Annotated in this window: 20 protein-coding genes; all 20 read left to right on the forward strand. The window is 60.3% G+C overall.

From position 1 onward, the window contains the following. Positions 1-51: 51 nt before the first annotated feature. The 20 genes from AZSP09_RS18345 to AZSP09_RS18440 all read left to right on the forward strand — a co-directional run bounded on the left by AZSP09_RS18345 (position 52) and on the right by AZSP09_RS18440 (position 15,539). Positions 52-1,140, forward strand: a complete 1,089-nt coding sequence (locus tag AZSP09_RS18345; RefSeq protein ID WP_152091060.1) for a hypothetical protein — start codon at positions 52-54, stop codon at positions 1,138-1,140. Positions 1,141-1,294: 154 nt separating this feature from the next. Continuing rightward, a complete protein-coding gene (locus tag AZSP09_RS18350; protein ID WP_152091061.1) occupies positions 1,295-1,924 on the forward strand; it encodes a hypothetical protein in 630 nt (209 codons plus the stop codon). 26 nt (positions 1,925-1,950) lie between these two features. After that, entirely contained in the window at positions 1,951-2,607 is a 657-nt protein-coding gene (locus AZSP09_RS18355) for a hypothetical protein (protein ID WP_152091062.1), read from the forward strand. A 210-nt stretch (positions 2,608-2,817) separates the two neighbouring features. Continuing rightward, positions 2,818-3,186, forward strand: a complete 369-nt coding sequence (locus AZSP09_RS18360; protein ID WP_152091063.1) for a hypothetical protein — start codon at positions 2,818-2,820, stop codon at positions 3,184-3,186. After that, a complete protein-coding gene (locus AZSP09_RS18365; protein ID WP_152091064.1) occupies positions 3,173-4,189 on the forward strand; it encodes a hypothetical protein in 1,017 nt (338 codons plus the stop codon). Before AZSP09_RS18360 ends, AZSP09_RS18365 begins: the two co-directional genes overlap by 14 nt. Before the next feature lie 45 nt (positions 4,190-4,234). Beyond that, the gene (locus tag AZSP09_RS18370; protein WP_152091065.1) at positions 4,235-6,004 is read left to right on the forward strand and encodes a hypothetical protein; all 1,770 of its coding nucleotides are present in this window, start codon (positions 4,235-4,237) and stop codon (positions 6,002-6,004) included. A gap of 178 nt (positions 6,005-6,182) precedes the next feature. Beyond that, on the forward strand, positions 6,183-7,310 hold the full coding sequence (gene dnaN / locus AZSP09_RS18375; RefSeq protein ID WP_152091066.1) for a DNA polymerase III subunit beta: 1,128 nt from the start codon (positions 6,183-6,185) through the stop codon (positions 7,308-7,310). 92 nt (positions 7,311-7,402) lie between these two features. Beyond that, positions 7,403-8,095, forward strand: a complete 693-nt coding sequence (locus AZSP09_RS18380) for a PRTRC system protein E (RefSeq protein ID WP_152091067.1) — start codon at positions 7,403-7,405, stop codon at positions 8,093-8,095. A gap of 42 nt (positions 8,096-8,137) precedes the next feature. Beyond that, positions 8,138-8,347, forward strand: a complete 210-nt coding sequence (locus tag AZSP09_RS18385; protein WP_152091068.1) for a PRTRC system protein C — start codon at positions 8,138-8,140, stop codon at positions 8,345-8,347. A gap of 29 nt (positions 8,348-8,376) precedes the next feature. Then, on the forward strand, positions 8,377-8,613 hold the full coding sequence (locus tag AZSP09_RS18390; protein ID WP_152091069.1) for a hypothetical protein: 237 nt from the start codon (positions 8,377-8,379) through the stop codon (positions 8,611-8,613). Continuing rightward, positions 8,604-9,623, forward strand: coding sequence for a hypothetical protein (locus AZSP09_RS18395; RefSeq protein ID WP_152091070.1), 1,020 nt, complete (start codon positions 8,604-8,606; stop codon positions 9,621-9,623). Before AZSP09_RS18390 ends, AZSP09_RS18395 begins: the two co-directional genes overlap by 10 nt. Continuing rightward, positions 9,613-10,371 (forward strand): PRTRC system protein B, encoded by a 759-nt coding sequence (locus AZSP09_RS18400; protein ID WP_152091071.1) that lies wholly within the window; start codon positions 9,613-9,615, stop codon positions 10,369-10,371. Before AZSP09_RS18395 ends, AZSP09_RS18400 begins: the two co-directional genes overlap by 11 nt. Before the next feature lie 2 nt (positions 10,372-10,373). Then, the gene (locus AZSP09_RS18405; RefSeq protein WP_152091072.1) at positions 10,374-11,051 is read left to right on the forward strand and encodes a PRTRC system protein A; all 678 of its coding nucleotides are present in this window, start codon (positions 10,374-10,376) and stop codon (positions 11,049-11,051) included. After that, entirely contained in the window at positions 11,041-11,844 is an 804-nt protein-coding gene (locus AZSP09_RS18410) for a PRTRC system ThiF family protein (RefSeq protein WP_172974833.1), read from the forward strand. The genes AZSP09_RS18405 and AZSP09_RS18410 overlap by 11 nt, the downstream gene beginning before the upstream one ends. Positions 11,845-12,319: 475 nt before the next feature. Next, positions 12,320-13,072 carry an N-6 DNA methylase gene (locus tag AZSP09_RS18415; RefSeq protein WP_152091074.1) on the forward strand — a complete coding sequence of 251 codons (753 nt, stop codon included), beginning with the start codon at positions 12,320-12,322 and terminating at the stop codon, positions 13,070-13,072. A gap of 17 nt (positions 13,073-13,089) precedes the next feature. Then, positions 13,090-13,365 (forward strand): hypothetical protein, encoded by a 276-nt coding sequence (locus AZSP09_RS18420; protein WP_152091075.1) that lies wholly within the window; start codon positions 13,090-13,092, stop codon positions 13,363-13,365. Positions 13,366-13,431: 66 nt separating this feature from the next. Then, on the forward strand, positions 13,432-13,839 hold the full coding sequence (locus AZSP09_RS18425) for a hypothetical protein (RefSeq protein ID WP_152091076.1): 408 nt from the start codon (positions 13,432-13,434) through the stop codon (positions 13,837-13,839). Between the two features lie 11 nt (positions 13,840-13,850). Then, positions 13,851-14,945 (forward strand): recombination directionality factor, encoded by a 1,095-nt coding sequence (locus AZSP09_RS18430; protein ID WP_152091077.1) that lies wholly within the window; start codon positions 13,851-13,853, stop codon positions 14,943-14,945. Positions 14,946-14,957: 12 nt separating this feature from the next. Then, positions 14,958-15,239 carry a hypothetical protein gene (locus AZSP09_RS18435; protein WP_152091078.1) on the forward strand — a complete coding sequence of 94 codons (282 nt, stop codon included), beginning with the start codon at positions 14,958-14,960 and terminating at the stop codon, positions 15,237-15,239. A 66-nt stretch (positions 15,240-15,305) separates the two neighbouring features. Continuing rightward, the gene (locus tag AZSP09_RS18440) at positions 15,306-15,539 is read left to right on the forward strand and encodes a hypothetical protein (protein ID WP_152091079.1); all 234 of its coding nucleotides are present in this window, start codon (positions 15,306-15,308) and stop codon (positions 15,537-15,539) included. The last annotated feature ends 3 nt before the right edge of the window (positions 15,540-15,542 follow it).

Genomic DNA, 15,542 nt, shown 5'->3' on the forward strand with positions numbered 1-15,542 from the left:
GGCGCCGGCCAGATAAGCTGTGTGCATAGGACATCATTAAAAAGGATGACAATGAATACCGCCATCTCTTCCCGATATTCGCCGCTCCAGAAACAGGCCCTGCAGTTCGCCATCTGCGATGCTGTGGTCAAGCGGACGAAATTTGGCAATCCCTGGGGCACCCGCAAACATCTGCCGAGCGTCGCACCGGCGACAATCGACAGCCTGGCCAGCCAGAACCTGATCGCCCCCCGCTTGGTGGAGCGCAGCGAGTTCGTGGCGACGCCCTCTGGCATCGAGCTGGCTCAGAAGTTGGGTATCCCGACCAAACGCCAGGTGAAGGCGCCTGACATGCGCGCCCGGGCCATCATCCTGCGGTCCCTGACGATCCCTAACGGAACGGTTTGTGGACAAACTGACGCGGAAGCTCCCGGCATTTACCAGGGAGCATTTTTTCTCCATCACCCCTGGATCGATGATCTTGGGTACGGCTCACTGGAAGCTGCACACAGCCCTCGTTTCGGCCTTCGCGGCTTCACGCTGCGCCTGACCGATAAGGGCCGAAAGCTGGTAGAGGCGACGGATACCCCAGTCACCATCGCCCTGGGCGACGAGGAAGAGCGCAACCTGCGGGCTGGCGCCCTGCGCCAGGTGATTCTGGAAGATCCTCGGGGCATGTCAGTCGGCAGCTTCAACTGGCAGCTCTGCGTAGACCACATGAATTCCCCGCGTGACCTGTACAAGCGCCTCTACGACCCCGCCGCCATCGTGCCCGGTACCGAAGTGCGGCTCATCCGCCGCCGCGATCGGCAGTTGCTCGCCACCGCCAAGGCGGCCGACTGGAACCGAATCGACCTCTGGCTCGACCCTGCCTACGGCTGTGGCTATCACTTCGATTGCAACTTCAGCTACTCGACAGGCGAGCCCTTGAACCACTTCTCGCTACGGGTGTGGGCCCCATTTCCCGAGGACGACGAGCAAGAGAATGTCCGCCCAGGAAGGGATGAGCGTCAATTCGCCCGCGACTGCGGCTTCGACACCATCATGTCCATGCGCGACGCTTGGCGTGCCCGGGCTCGGCCGAATGGCCACGGCGGTACTGAGCGGGTCAATGGGCTGTTGGTCTATCTGGACGGGATGCAAGTCCTTGATGCTTCGTGATAGCGAGCTACGTCAGTAAATTCGGGTTATCGAATTTTCCGGTGGATTACCGGTACTGCGTCGCAACAATATGAAGACTGGAAGCGGTATGAGCGTGAGGTCCGATGCTGACCGCCGCGCTCGACGCGTTCTGATCGCCAAGAGAGTGTAAAACATGGGAACTTTTGGTACACCGCTGGACGATGTTTTCGCGGAGCGACTTGGCGATCTACTTGATGGATCGCTTGAGTCAGCCAATACGCTGGCCAGGCTCGCCTACTTGCAAATCGCAAAGGCGTGCCCTGGCAAGGCGACCAAGGCCGAACGGGATCGAATCAAAGAAGATTCCACGCGACCTACAGACGCCGATATTGATGCCAGGTCACTGTCACCCCGCGGGATGTTCATGGCCACTTTCATCAGCGCCCAGCTTCTCAATGAGATGGTAGCGCACAGCGCACTTGCGTATGCGGCCGATAACGAAGTCCTGGACGCAAGCCTGCCTGAATCGGTTTTCGCGGCCCTTCAGCAGAAAATCGAGAACGGGTGCGAAGAAGGATTGCAGAATGGCATCACTCCGTATGGGGTGGCTGCCACCTCAATCATCCATGCAATGGATTTCGCGCTTCGCCACAATGTGCCTCCCTTCCAACTAATCCGGCCGTTGAAGCATTGCCTGGAACTCGTCCAGACGGCATTCATCGACCAGAGTCGCAAGAAGCCTTCCCGAGATGATTTGCATGCCGAATTAGCAGCAAGACTTGGCGTATCGAAGGACTCTGCGAAAAAGTATCTCGACAAATAGCACAACGCATACAGGGCAAGGTGGTTATGGTGAAGCATGGTTATCGGATGGTTTGTGGCTTGTGGGTTTTCCCTGACTTTAGCGAGGTTGAGGCCGGTCGGCGCGAGCCACCTCGGGTCAACCATGACAAAGTCGACTTCAAGGCGTTGGCACTCCGGCTTTCGGAAGTATTCGGTTATGGGCCGCCAACGGTCTTGAGTGTGACCAACGACACCATCGACCAGGTGACGATTCACTCGCGGTTAGCGATTATTCGAATGCCCCAGCACAGGAACGGCGATCCAACATGCCGAGATTTCGGCCAGGCGGCCTTGCAGGTGTCCCCATCGCAGTTGGAAGCTAACGGCGTCATCAATGTCCGCCAAGTTTGGAGACCACTGCATTGCCTTCAGGATCGTTCGTTTTCACCACCTCCGACGGTCATTGCGTTCCTCGCACAGTCATCCGACTTCGAGGATGCAATGGCGTGGTTTGGCCAGTGCCAGATGGTGCTGGGACTCGATTTGATCGAGAGGATGCTTTCTGATGCACCAGACTCCGAGGATGATCAGGTTGGCGTTTTACCGAGCGCGCTGCAGTCTGCTCTTTCGGACATCTTTGGCTGCCCGTTTGAAGATCGCGCCATTCTCAGTCGCTTGGCAGAAGATACGCCACCGAGTTACGTCATGAACGCTCGCCGTTAAGACCAGCGCCAAGGAAAAGGCTATGGGATTCCTACTGCTTGCACGTGACCACGCAGTTCTGTTTCAAGTAGCTGGCGGCCTGGTGGCCTTCAGCGCATGGGCTGCACACTCCCAGTTTCGCGCCGCGCTCTCGTGCGCTACGTTTGTCGGTGTAGGACTGACCCTCGGATTATTGCCAACTGTCGGAGCCGTCGTTTAGCTCCAGAAATTATGCCCCATAGCCCTACCCCCGTCGTTTCCACGGTCAAGCGCCTGCTCCTTGCCCATTTCCTGATTGTGTCGGCCTATGTCGGGGTTGTCCTGATCCAGAACTGGCGATTCTGGGGCGATGCCCCAGACAGCCAGGTTGGAATCCTGTTCGACGAGCGAATGATGAAACAGGCGGGGATTTCCTGCCCAGGCCCCTTGGCTGTCCGCATGGACACGCCTGTCGCTCGGTATCGCTGCTCCACGACCGGAATCGTCCTCGGCGCCTTCAAGCTACAGCGCCCCATCATTCCCTGGCCAGCCTACGAGGACGGCGAAAGTGCCGATCTGACCGGCATTATCCAGGCAACAATGGCGAATGCAGAGCACTGACCAGAGACTCCTCGAGCTTCCCTTCGCGGATGAACCGCCGCCCCAATTGCACCAGGCCGTCACCGCTCTGGTGAGGGCAAAGGCCATTGTCGATCGGCTCGCTCAAGGCGGGCTGGAGGATCGTGCGCTGGCCGCCAAATTCGGCCAGCTTGGCGGTGAGGACGGCACATCCTTCTTCAAGGAGACCTTTCCGTTCTGCGGCCGCTGGGATCCACTCGGGGCATCGGATCTGCGCAATGTTCCGCTCGATCTGACCATGGGGCACAGTTGGCGCTGGCACCCTGAGCACGTCGCCCAGGAAAAGCGGGCTGCGTTGCTGGAGCGCTTCCTGTCTTGTACGGACGGAACCGAACGCGCCGTGGTTTGTTGGATTGTGCCCCTCGGCCTCTTCCTGGCGCACGAGGGCAAGAACCGGATCGAATTTCTGCGCTCGGAGGGAGCGACCCACTACCCTGCTCTCACCACGCCATACGACTACCCGGCACCGGATCGATTGGCACTCATCCAGGTGCCAGGCCCCCATGGCGACGAATGGTGGGCGGTCCTCGACCAGGACTCCATCGAGCCCCTGCGTTACCCCGAATGGTCGCTGCCGATCCTCACTGCCTATGGCGTCAGCACCACCAAGGGATGGCCGGAGGACTATCCCCCTTACGCTACTGTACGGCAGGAGGTCGACGAGCGCAGCCGCCGGAACTTCCGCCCCTTGGGGGAAGCCCCTGTGTCCCTAAAGGACCTGCAGGCCAAGGAGGTGAAGGCGGCCGAGGAAGTATCCACGTCCCTCATGGACTTGCCCGGTGTGCGCCTGAAAAGGGGTTGGAAAAGAGCCATGGCTACCCTTGTGGCCACCGTTATGGTCGCCATCCTTGTGGTGCAGCCGCCACTTCACGAGATATCAATTCTTTCGGCCGGCCTTGGCGGAGCACTGACGATCGTCGTGTTTCTCTTCGGGGAAATCCTGGCCGTCCCACGCGCCAGCAAGCCAAAGAGTTGGCAGGTCTGATCGAGGCGACTATCGTTGATGCCTTCCATAGAGGACGAAGTAAAGATGACTGCTACCCCCGTTGTTCTCGAACAAAACTACTTCGATCAGGACGTTGAGGATCTAATTCGCCGCATCGAGGAAAACGGGCGCGTAGTTCGTGATCGGCGCACTGCAGAAGAGGCTCTTCTTGACCACCTTCCCCGCTGCTGGAATGAACTGCTGAAGGCAGCAAAGGCTGGCCTGTACGAAGAGAGCAAAGGGTATCGGCGGGGAACTGATTTCTGGTCTTCGCAAGACAACGTGCATATCGAACGACTCAGGAAGAACGCAAAGACGCAGCAGCACCGTATCGAAGCTCTTGGGAAGCAAACCAACATAGCTGGCGACCCTTCGCCGCTCGTTACAGCCATTTCGGAATGGGCCGCGAAGGATGTGCGCACCCATAAGGCACAGGTGCTTCTCAACGGCATCCCGCACGAGCACTGGATACAGGAACTATCCTTCGTCGCCACCGCCGGTTTCACCTCGACGAGCACGCCAATCGGGATCTGGCGCTTCCGGATCGGTGCGCTATTCCCAAAGCCGAGGGGTGAAGTCGAACAGCGTGATATGGTTCCCGAGATCCGAATTGAACTGCTTGAGTCCGCGATGATGGATGACCCCAGAGCGCCAGATCACTTATGCCGAGTCTTCAAGAGACTGGCTGAATCCGCGTGCGTTCATGTGGCTTGGTCCCTCAGTATGGCGGCCGACGAAATCGAGCTATATCGTGAGCAACACGTCCAGTGGCCTATATCCCTGGCGCTGTCCCTTCCGGATGGCTACGGGGAGATCGCACAGGAGGTGTTTGCGGTCTGCACGACAGAGAATCATTTTGGGATGGCGGTTTTTCGCGATGACTTGTCCGACCAGGAATCCGATTTGCTGCGTATCGTCTGCCGGTCTGGAACGGAAACCGATCAACCAAAGGAAAAGCCCAAGTCACCCAATCGCATGGCGAAGCCAAAGCCGGAGAACCCCGGCGACGTTTTCCTGTTGATGGAATTCGGCCTGACGGCTGTCGTTCTGCGCAAGGACGGCATGATGGACCGCAGCTTCCGCCTTGAGCGTTACGATGAGTTTCGTGAGGAATACGGGCAAGAGCCTGATGCCCTTCTCCGCTCGCTGCAGGTGGATGTGGAGGCGCTGCGCCAGCTGACCGAGTACAAGCAGGTAATGTCCATCCTTGAGCGCGCTGCCGAGCGGTCGCCATGGGAGGCCGACGACCTGAAGACGGCGGTTTGTATTGCCGGTGCGCAACGGCCGCAGAAGGGACAGCCAATCATTCGACTGATGGTCGACCTGGCCACCGGGATGATGGCGGCAAGCATCGCAATCCGCAAAGAACCCATCACGTCGTTCCTGGACCGTGAAACCTCCGCTGGTTCCCGGCTAGGTGCTCGACCGAAGCACCTGAAGGTAGCGAAGACCCTGCTCGCCACCCATCCAGACATTGAGTCATGGGCTGCGCGGCAGGGCGTCCAGCTCGTTGCTCCTTCGAGCGGGGCCGATGCGGGGGCCAAGTATGTTCGGCTATGGAACCGCCTCGCGGAGGGGGTTATTTCATCCGAATGCAGATGCGCCTGGTGGGACCAAGAAATGCTCCAATACGATGCTTGGCAGCATTGCTGCATGGATGTAGTGGCCCGGTATTGCCAAGACAACGGGGAGGCCGAGGGCCGCACCCTACGCTCGTATTTCCTGCCGGCGTCACTCCGCGTCAGCAATGAAAATCGGGCCGCCTTCGTGTCCTGGAGGGACGGGAATGGGGCTGGACAACGCCACCTGTCCTAAGACCTCCTGATAGCTTCTGCTGTCCTTCCCGGACGGCGTAAACGCTCAGTTTTCGACTGGCTGCGTATTCTAGTTTCGTGCGAATTTAATCCAGAAACGCCCCCCCTCGGTCGGTATCTTGACTACATGGCGATGCGGCAGAAAGCCGCTCCACCCATCAACTCAGGAGATACCCGACATGCAAATCACCACCACCAAGGAAAGCCTCGCCTCTCCCCTCGCTCTCGTTGCCGGAGCCGCTGACACTCGCGGCACCGTCCCCATGCTCGGCACGGTGCTTTTGAAAACCACCGACGCAGGGAAACTGAGCATGATCTGCTCGGACACTGGGATGCTGGCGAAGGCGCTGACTCCGGTCGAAGTCAAGCAGGGCGGCGAAATTGCCGTCGACGTGCGCCGGATCAACGAGCTTGTTCGCGCCTTGCCGGAAAAGCAGCCCATCGAGATCAGCATCGAGGCCGACAAAGGCACCCTGCTGGTGAAGTCGGGGCGTTCCCGCTTCCGTCTGCCCACCCTCGCCGCCAGCGACTACCCGCGAATGTCGCCCGCGAAGGAGGAGCGGATTTCGATCACCATGAGCGCCCGTCGACTGGCCGACATGATCGCGGACGTTACCCCGTCGATTGCGGACGCTGATGTGCGCGTGTTCCTCAACGGCGCTCTCTTCACGCTGGACAATGTTGGCCTGTTCATCGTCTCGACCGACGGCCACCGCATGACTGTCAGCCATGAACCCATCGCCGGGTCCGATACGCTGGTTCCCCGCAACGTGATCGTTCCTCGCAAGACGGTTCTGCTGGCGAAGAAGCTGCTCGGTCAAGGCGGCAATGTCACGCTGACGCTCGGCACGAAGAACGTCCAATTCACCTTCGAGGATGGAACGGTCCTCTTCGGGAACTCGGTGGACGGTCAGTTCCCGGCGTGGAAAAACGTGATCCCTGCCAGTACGGAACGGGTCACCGTCTCCGCCGACCGCCTCGCCGCATCCCTGACGATGTTGGCGGCAGCACCGGACGACAAGGCCAAGCAGGATGTGATGAAGCACAAGGTCGAGATCAGCTTCACGAAGGCGACCACGACCCTGCGCCGAGGCGAGGCCGGTCTGTGCGAACTGGACTCCGCGTCCTCGTCGGACACCCCGTATGAGTTGGCTTTCAACATCAACTACCTGTCCGACGCAGTAGCGACGATCCGCTCGACCAGCGAAGAAGCCGTCATCGGCTACTCCCCCGCCGCGACGGCCATCACGATGCGCCCGAAGGACAAGGACTACCCGCTCACCGTGGTCATGCCGCTCCGCGCCTAACGCACTTCTACGCAGCATAGAAGTAATCCAGAAACACATGATGCAGATGGGCAAAATGCCCTTGTAACCCGCACCAATCAAGGAGATTCCGAATGTTCAAAGCCCTGCAACCGCTGCTTGCCGAACGCAGCATCCACATCCTTCTCTCGCCCGCCAAGGACGGCAAGGTTGGCGTCTATGTCGAGCCGGTCAAGCTGAACGACAAGGAGGACAACGCTTTCATTACCCCCTTCCGCTGCGAAGGCACCCCGGAAGAACTCGACGCCGAATTGCCCGGTGTTCTGGCGCAATGGCTGACCTCCCGCGCTGCTGTCACGACCTCGCTGCGTGACGCGCTGGCTGCTGCCGAGGCCCAAACAAAGGCCGCTGCCGACGAGGCCAAGAAGAAGGCTGCGGATCGCAACAAGAAGCCCGCGACAACCACGGGCAAGACCAGCACGACGACCAAGCCAGGTGCCAAGGCCACCCCGGCCCAAGCCGTTACCCCTTCCCTGCTCGACGGTTGCGGCACCGGCGAAGATGACGAAGACGAAACCGGCGATGGCGATACCCCGCAGGGCGAAGGCGCAGCCCAACCGGCTGCTACCACTTCTGCCGAAGCCCCGGCGACGCCTACCCTGCAAGGTGCCGACGCCGCCGCATCGACTGCTGCTGTCACCGCACCGGCTGTGGCTCCCGAATCCGCCCCCGCTCCGGTGCAACAAGTAGCCGAGCCGGCCCCGGCCCCGGCTCCGACTACCGCCGCCGTCGTCACCGACGATCCCGTTACCGCCGAACTGTTCTGACCATCAGACCAGTACCGACACCTACCGACACAGGAGATTTCCATGAGCCTCACCCCCGTCGCCGTTCGTCGAATTTTCATCTACAACGGGCGCACCCTGCCCGACCCCGATCCGCAGATGGCCCCGGAGGCTGTCAAGCAGTTCTACTCGGCCATCCATGCCGATCTGACGAACGCTGCCGTCGAGGGCGGCAACTTCGAGGGTGACACGCAGACCTACGAATTTCGTAGAGGCGTGGGGACCAAAGGGTAAGTCATCCTTCATTCGATAGGTAACGACGCATGAACCGCGAGACATTCGAGGAAATGGTGCAGAAAGCCCTCACAGGGCTTTCCAGCAACATGGTCGAGGCACCGGACAGCCAGAAGCGGAAAAGCCGCAAGACAGGCATCGGTGGCGTCCGCTACGGCAAGACCGAGAAGCTGGTCGGACAGGCCGTTTCCCGCCTCGCGGCCAGCAGCCGCTCGAACAAGCCTATCGCCATCCCCTCCCCTGACATGGTGCCGCCGTGCTTCTGACCCTGCCTGTATTCGCTCCCGAAGTCCCCGCCGTCATCGAGTTCACCCCGGCGGGTGAGCGGCACCTTCGCCTCGTCTTGGCAATGAGTCGTCTTGGCATGATTTCGGACGACGACCTGGCTGGTCTGCGCCGGACCAGCATGAGCGCAAGCGCGATCCGCACCCTGATCGAGAAAGGCTGGCAGCGTGAGGTTGGAGGCGATTACAGCTTCAAGCTGATCTCGGCCTATGCGCGGCTGATTCTGCCCCACCGTGACTCCGAGGAAGAGTTCTCGACGGAGAACGGTGAGCCGCTGGTCTGTGTGGCGATCAATGCAGGGCGTCCCGAATGGATCACCATCGGCAAAGCGTTTTCGGCTATCGAAGCGTTGCAACCGGGCCTTGGCCGGAAAGCCCTCGGCATCCTCGAAGGGTCGCTTTGCCACTTCGGCACCCCGCATACCGTCGGCGGTGCATTTGAAATGGCGCAAAACCTCTACTGGTATGGCGAGGACGACGAATCTGTCGTGCTGGAAGAGTACGGCGATGAAGCCGACGACGCCGATATTCCCCGCCGAGCCGACCTGTTCGATGGCATCCCCGAATGGGCCTACGTCAATATCTCGGACGAGCTTCCTTATGCCACCGACGAGGAGTTTGCCGCCGCTACTGAGCTGCTGGCTGACCATACAGTTGGAAAGCTCCTCGCAGCCTTGCTGCATCTGGATCGCATCGACTCTGACAACGATCTTTTCGCCACGCCGTACCAGAACGACGAGTGCAGCATCCCCAACGAACCGCCCATCGTTTGCGGCTGGACCGGCGAGACAGATTTCGACCGCGTGTTTGATGACAACTACCGATACTTTGCCGAGGGCGGCGAGGAACCGCCTTGGAGCGGGTGCGTGATGTTCGCCCCCACGGAAGCAGGTATTTCAGAATCACTGCCTCGCATTCGTCATACTGGCCTTGTCCTCCGGGCCTTGGATACGGCCCTCCATGAAGCAAGGAATCTGAACAATGAGCTTTGAAGTCCACGATTGCGCCGCCATGAGCGTGAAGCTGAAAACGGCGATCCTGCTGTACGAGAACAGCAACGGCCATTCCGGCACCAGCTATGCCACGATCCACCCGGTTGATGCTGGTGAGAACAATGGTCCTCCGGTGATTCGTGCAGGTCGCCCCGCTGACCGCTCCAGCCTCAAGTCAGTCTGCGCGTCCCTGCTGGAAGCCTCGCGTGTGCGTTCCGGTGTTCTCACGGACAACATCCTGAACGTTGGCCTTGAGCATGTGGTCTGGTGGCAGCGCCCCGGCCAGCGTACCTACTTCTTCGATTGCCGCCCCGGTGCCGAGGGTAGCGTCAGCGTTGGCAAACGTGCTGGTACGGGACTCACTCCCGGCATTGTGTTCGTCGCCAAGGGGCAGTCCATGTGGGCCTATGCGGTCAAAGGCGATGGTCGCCCCGATGCGGATACGCAGCTTTGCCACCTTCCCACAATGAACGTGTGGGAGGACGGCAAGGTCTGCACCGGGTCCATGCCCCTACCGGACAGCACCGTGGCCGAATCTGTCGCGGCCTGGGAGAAGTCCTTTTGGGACAGCAATTTCAGCCACCCGAATCACCCGAAGCCGGTGAACTACAAAGGCGGTGTTCATCAATTCTGCATCGACCTTCTGGACGGCAAGTTCAAGAAATTCCCGCAGCGCGTCCTGCGTCCCATCAAGGGACTGACGCTCGGTCAGCTGGTGGATCGCCTCGACGGCTTGGCGGAGGACTGACCATGAACATGCTCGATGCCACCCTTCAAGCAGCCTGCCCCTGCGTCATGTGTCCGCGCTACGAACCTCTCGCGCTGCTGGAAGAGAATAGCCACCGCTTCCTGATCTGCGGCGACGGACTCCATGTAGAGGTCCGCCGTCCCTGGATTCACGCGATCCTCAAGGTCATGGATTCGCCCATCCCGTTGCCTTACGGACAGCCCCCCAAGCGCTTTTCGATCAACCTGCACCGTCGCGCTCTGGTCGCTGGACTGGAGCACTTCATCCGGCGAGCCAGAGAAGTCGCCCCGATGGAGCATGCGGCATGGCTCACCTTCGATCCTGTCCAGATGGCGGTTGGCTACGTGGAGCCGGAAGTCATCAGTCGTGGGGCCGGGCATATCCGCTACCACCGCCCGGATGCGACACCGCGCTGCTTGCCTGTCGTGGATTGCCACTCCCACGGCAACCTGCCGCAAGGCGCGTTCTTTTCGGACGAGGACGACGCCGACGATATGACCGATGATGCGAAGCTGGCCTTCGTCGTCGGCAATCTCGACAAGCCGGAGGTTAGTGTTGTCATGCGCTTCGTTGGATTCGGGCTTTCGCTTGAATTAACTGAATGGGTACGGGGCCTTCTGTATGCTGATGACCACATACCGAACGAAACCGAATTGGGGAACGACAACCATGACGACTGAGAACGTCCATATCCTCTCTGAAAAGCTCCTGCACCGTGCCGTTGAGGTTCATGTCATCGGCTGCGGTGGCACCGGGTCGCAGTTGCTTCCGCGCCTTGCCCAACTAAGCAAGTGCATGGTGGCTCTCGGCCACCCGCACGGCCTGAATGTGCATGTGTGGGACGCCGATACGGTGTCCGAACACAACTGCCTGCGCCAAAACTTCCTCCCGTGCGACGTGGGCCGCAACAAGGCCAGCATCATGGTCAATCGGCTGAATATCGGCCACGGCCTCGCATGGCGGGACGAACCTCGACTGTTTACCCGCGATGCGCTTGAGCATAAGTCGGTGGACTTCATCATCGGCTGCGTCGATTCCAAGGCGGCGCGTCGAGAGATCGAAGCCTTTGCGCTGGAGTCGTATCACACCGGGTACTGGATTGACGCCGGAAACGATGCCGTCTCGGGACAGGTGATCGTCGGCCAATACGGGAAGGCCGTTGCCGACAACCCGATGCGCTTGCCGCTGGTGTCGGAGCTTTACCCCGAAATCGTGACCGGCCCGGATGACAATTCCCCGTCCTGTTCCGCTCGGGAAAGCATCCTCAAGCAAGGGCTGGCCACCAACGCGATGGCCGCAACGTGGATTTACGGGTGGCTTGCCGAGGCGCTGCGCCACGGTCAGATCAACTACTCGGGCATTTTCTTCAACCTTGCCACTGGACGCTCCTCGTCCATTCCGGTCAGCAAAGCGGCTTGGGATTCGATTCGGCCCGCCCCGGTCGCCCCCGATTTGCTGCCCAAGGCTGCATGACGGGTTTTGCCCAACCAGGACAAGGAAAGTTATCCACAGAAGCTGTGGATAACCCCCCCCGTTGACTTCGTGGGAATGGCCGAAAAATCTAGGGAAAGTCGGTCATGCTTAAATCCGGGTCAATATCCATACAGCATTCACCCCAACGGCATGTGTGAAAGGCCGCAAAGCTTGTCTCGGCGCGGTTTTCTGACCAATCATTGCATAAGCCACTCACGCCCCCCGGCGCGGCCTGGTTGGCGTAACGGCATCGACAACCTAGATGTCCGTCGTTTCGGTGCCGAACTCTGCCCGCACTTGTCCATAGTCCACATCCTCCTCCCCAAGAACTGCCAGCTGGAGCGATAAAAGCCAGCCGTTTTCATTTGAGCAGGCAATATCAGGCCGCGATTCCGCGCATCACTGTCTTTTGCGGACACTCTGCCGCCAACAGCTTCGGCCATCGGAGCCGGCCCAATAAATTCAGAAACGCCCCATGCTGTTCAGTAGCCTTGGCTGCATGGATACCAAACACCTCAACCCTCTCCTCGGGGCACTCGACGACGGATACCGTCATCGGCCCCATGAAATGCTCGGCTTCTTCATCAGCGGCGTGATGTCACTCTGGGGCTTACCCGAGTGGCAAACCATTCCCGAAGAAACGCGGCCCAAAGTCACCGAAGCGATCGAGGCCTACGCCGATATCGTTGGATCTCGCGAGCCGTTCGAGGACATCATCGGTCCTCTCTACATGGAGATGGCGTCGCGCGGCGGCCGCCAGCAGCTCGGACAGTATTTCACCCCCTGGGGCGTGGCCTCGATGATGGCCCAGATGACCGCCGGCGAAAAGCCGGAGGACAACGGGCAACTGATCAAAGTCTGCGATCCAGCGTGTGGAAGTGGGGTAATGCTTCTCGCCTTCGCGCACCACGTCCTTTTCAACTGGGGCGAAGACGCCTTGATTCGCCTGGCGGTAACCGGGTGCGACATCGATGCCTATTGCGCCCGGATCATGGCCCTGCAGCTGGTGGCCAACTGCAACATCTTCAACCTCAAGCTGGGCGAGGTCCTGGTTCTCCGGGGTGACTCTCTCTTCCCCGACAAGGGCATGGAAACCATCGTCCATGCAACGGCGCCCACCGTCCCCAATGTGTTGCCCGCGCAGGCCCCGGAACGCCTGGCTGCCCTGGTGGACGCAGCCCATGCCCATCCAAACGTGTATCAGCACGAGCTATTTGCCGCCGCCTGACGGACGAGGAGATGCCCGTGCTTAATGAAGCCTACGACCCACTGATCGCCGCCGCCAGAAACAACTCGCCGGCCGGGCCTGAGCTGCTGCGACAGCTAGGGGAAAAGCTATTCGCCGCGAACCACGACCGTTTGACGTCCATTGAAGACGGCATCCGGGCGGCCAAGCGCAACCTGGTGCTCTACGCGAGCTTCTTCCCCCCTGATGTCGCCGTGGCGGTGCGCGTCTATTACGGACTGGATGAGCCGCTTCTTCCCGCTTGCTCGAACTCTGCCTTGCCAGCGTCCCGATAACTACTTTTTCCAGAAAGGCAGGGGTCAGGTTGGCAAACTGATCCCGTACCACAAAGGAGAAACACCATGCCCCGTCCGACGATTTCCGGAACCGTCATCCGCCGAATCGACATGCATCACTCCAGTCCCGGCAAGGACAAGGACTATCGAATCACCATTGCCCAGGAGCCGGACGGCACGTGCCGGGTTTATACGGAGTATGGCCCCGCCGGCAAGCTGCAGAACGGCAAGGAGCAGACCAAAAACCCGATTTCCGCCGGCCAGGCCGAAGTCATGGCAGACAGTCTCCGCGACGGGAAGATCAAGCAGGCCGACTCCTACGATGTGGTCAGCGATCGGCGTTTTACCGCGACTGCGACGTCGCCGGCCAAACCTGCCCCCGCCCAATCGACCGCCCAGGCGCCGGTGCGCAAGCTGATCAGTGCCGAATCCCTTTCCCCCGCCAGCCGTGCCGCGCTGGCCGCCATTTTCTGAGGAGTATCGACATGGAAGCCATTGCCGAAAAGACCACCTCCAAGGCCACCCGCCTCGCCGTCAACCGGGGCATCACCCTGACTACCCCGGTCATTGGTCGCATCACCGCCGGTCATACCGTCGTCAAGAACGACAAGGCCCTGCCTGTGAAGGACGATCATTTCACTTTGACCACGCTCTTCCAGGACAAGAGAACCCGTGTCTGGGAAGAGCACCCCCTTCAAAAAACCCTGACCAAGGGCGAAGAGAAGCTGCGCGCTATCCCCGTGCGGATCGCCTACAACGACGTCAATCTGAACCTGCACAACAGCTTCAGCGCGTTCGACCCCCAAAAGGGGCGTGCGCTTTGCGTCGGCAACGGCGACCGTGCGCGCCGCATCACCGAAGATGGGGTCAAGGAAATGGTTTGCCCGCGGCCGGAGGCGTGCGAATATGGCCAACGCCAGCGGTGCAAGAACTTCAGCCGGGCCTACTTCCGCGTCGAAGGGCAGGAGGACGAGCTGGGGGCTTTTATCCTGCGCACGACGTCGTTCAACTCCCTCGACCGACTCGGGTCCCGCCTCAATCAGCTCTCGGGCCTCACCGGCGGCCGCATCGCCAACATGCCCATGCTTTTGATCCTCGAGACCAAGACGACCACCCAGTCTTTCCGCGAGCCGATCTATTTCGCGGATCTGGTGACCCGCCCGGGCATGAAGATCCTGGATGCCGTCAAGGAAGCACGGGAGTACCAGGAGGCCATGGAACAGGCTGGACTGTCCATCGAAGGGCTGGAGGAAGCGTTGCGCGCCGGCTTGGCCAACAGCGACTTCGCCGACGACCTCGAGGACCCCGATGAATGGCTGTCCGACGAGGACCTGATTGCCGCAGTTGAACAGCAAGGGCAGCGCACCGGTCTGCGCGGAATGGACAGCCTGACCCAGCGCCTGAACTCGCTGGCCACCCAGCAGCCTGGTGGCGATGAGCCCGAGCAATCGACTGCCCAGGGTGGCGAAGGTGCGCCGGCGGAACAGTCCAGCGGGGAGGAAGGCGTTCCCGCTGCCGGGGAAGCATCAGCGGTCCCGGAGGCTCCGGACGCCCAGCAACCGGATCTGCTTGCAGCCTGATAGGAGCGAAGCGTGGAATCTCAGCGCTTCCTCCTTCGCAGCACCCGCGGCGTGGCCCAGGAATTTGATTTCCGAGTTGAGCCGGTCGCGGGTGGCTACTGCGTCAAAAGCCAACATCGCATCGACGGTTGCCTTCCCCGCTCAGGTCCCTGCATGCTCACCCCCCTCCCTTTGTCTGCCGCAATGACCTGGGCCAACGCGCGAGCAGCAAAGCTGGCCCGTTCGACCGCTGCCTTTCGCCCTGCCAAGACTATTGAGGATCAGATCGAGGAGCTATTCTTCGGCGGCATCTGAAATGGTCTATGCCACGGCGCAGGCGGCGGGCATAATTCCCCCCTCCCCATTCATAGATCATCTGCAATGCACCAGGAATACTTGGATTTCCTTGCTGCCTTCCTGGCAGCCATCTCGGCCTACTTCTGGGCTCGCTCCGCCCTCGTTAAATTCCAGTTCGGCTACGACATGGACAAGGAGTTGAACGACGCCATGGCCAAGACCGCCCGATTCAATGCGATCGCCGCCGGGTTCGCCGCGGTGGCGGCCGCAACCCCGGCGATCAAGATTGCTGGGCTGAAATTCGGCCTCTTCATCTGATCG

Origin of the sequence: Azospira sp. I09, assembly GCF_009177135.1 — a bacterium.
GTDB classification, from domain to species: Bacteria; Pseudomonadota; Gammaproteobacteria; order Burkholderiales; family Rhodocyclaceae; genus Azospira; species Azospira oryzae.

Bases quoted from the DNA above. Each gene is read 5' to 3' on its own strand.
- AZSP09_RS18345 (WP_152091060.1), top strand. From the start codon at position 52: ATGAATACCGCCATCTCTTCCCGATATTCGCCGCTCCAGAAACAGGCC.
- AZSP09_RS18350 (WP_152091061.1), top strand. From the start codon at position 1,295: ATGGGAACTTTTGGTACACCGCTGGACGATGTTTTCGCGGAGCGACTT.
- AZSP09_RS18355 (WP_152091062.1), top strand. From the start codon at position 1,951: ATGGTGAAGCATGGTTATCGGATGGTTTGTGGCTTGTGGGTTTTCCCT.
- AZSP09_RS18360 (WP_152091063.1), top strand. From the start codon at position 2,818: ATGCCCCATAGCCCTACCCCCGTCGTTTCCACGGTCAAGCGCCTGCTC.
- AZSP09_RS18365 (WP_152091064.1), top strand. From the start codon at position 3,173: ATGCAGAGCACTGACCAGAGACTCCTCGAGCTTCCCTTCGCGGATGAA.
- AZSP09_RS18370 (WP_152091065.1), top strand. From the start codon at position 4,235: ATGACTGCTACCCCCGTTGTTCTCGAACAAAACTACTTCGATCAGGAC.
- dnaN (WP_152091066.1), top strand. From the start codon at position 6,183: ATGCAAATCACCACCACCAAGGAAAGCCTCGCCTCTCCCCTCGCTCTC.
- AZSP09_RS18380 (WP_152091067.1), top strand. From the start codon at position 7,403: ATGTTCAAAGCCCTGCAACCGCTGCTTGCCGAACGCAGCATCCACATC.
- AZSP09_RS18385 (WP_152091068.1), top strand. From the start codon at position 8,138: ATGAGCCTCACCCCCGTCGCCGTTCGTCGAATTTTCATCTACAACGGG.
- AZSP09_RS18390 (WP_152091069.1), top strand. From the start codon at position 8,377: ATGAACCGCGAGACATTCGAGGAAATGGTGCAGAAAGCCCTCACAGGG.
- AZSP09_RS18400 (WP_152091071.1), top strand. From the start codon at position 9,613: ATGAGCTTTGAAGTCCACGATTGCGCCGCCATGAGCGTGAAGCTGAAA.
- AZSP09_RS18405 (WP_152091072.1), top strand. From the start codon at position 10,374: ATGAACATGCTCGATGCCACCCTTCAAGCAGCCTGCCCCTGCGTCATG.
- AZSP09_RS18410 (WP_172974833.1), top strand. From the start codon at position 11,041: ATGACGACTGAGAACGTCCATATCCTCTCTGAAAAGCTCCTGCACCGT.
- AZSP09_RS18415 (WP_152091074.1), top strand. From the start codon at position 12,320: ATGCTGTTCAGTAGCCTTGGCTGCATGGATACCAAACACCTCAACCCT.
- AZSP09_RS18425 (WP_152091076.1), top strand. From the start codon at position 13,432: ATGCCCCGTCCGACGATTTCCGGAACCGTCATCCGCCGAATCGACATG.
- AZSP09_RS18430 (WP_152091077.1), top strand. From the start codon at position 13,851: ATGGAAGCCATTGCCGAAAAGACCACCTCCAAGGCCACCCGCCTCGCC.
- AZSP09_RS18440 (WP_152091079.1), top strand. From the start codon at position 15,306: ATGCACCAGGAATACTTGGATTTCCTTGCTGCCTTCCTGGCAGCCATC.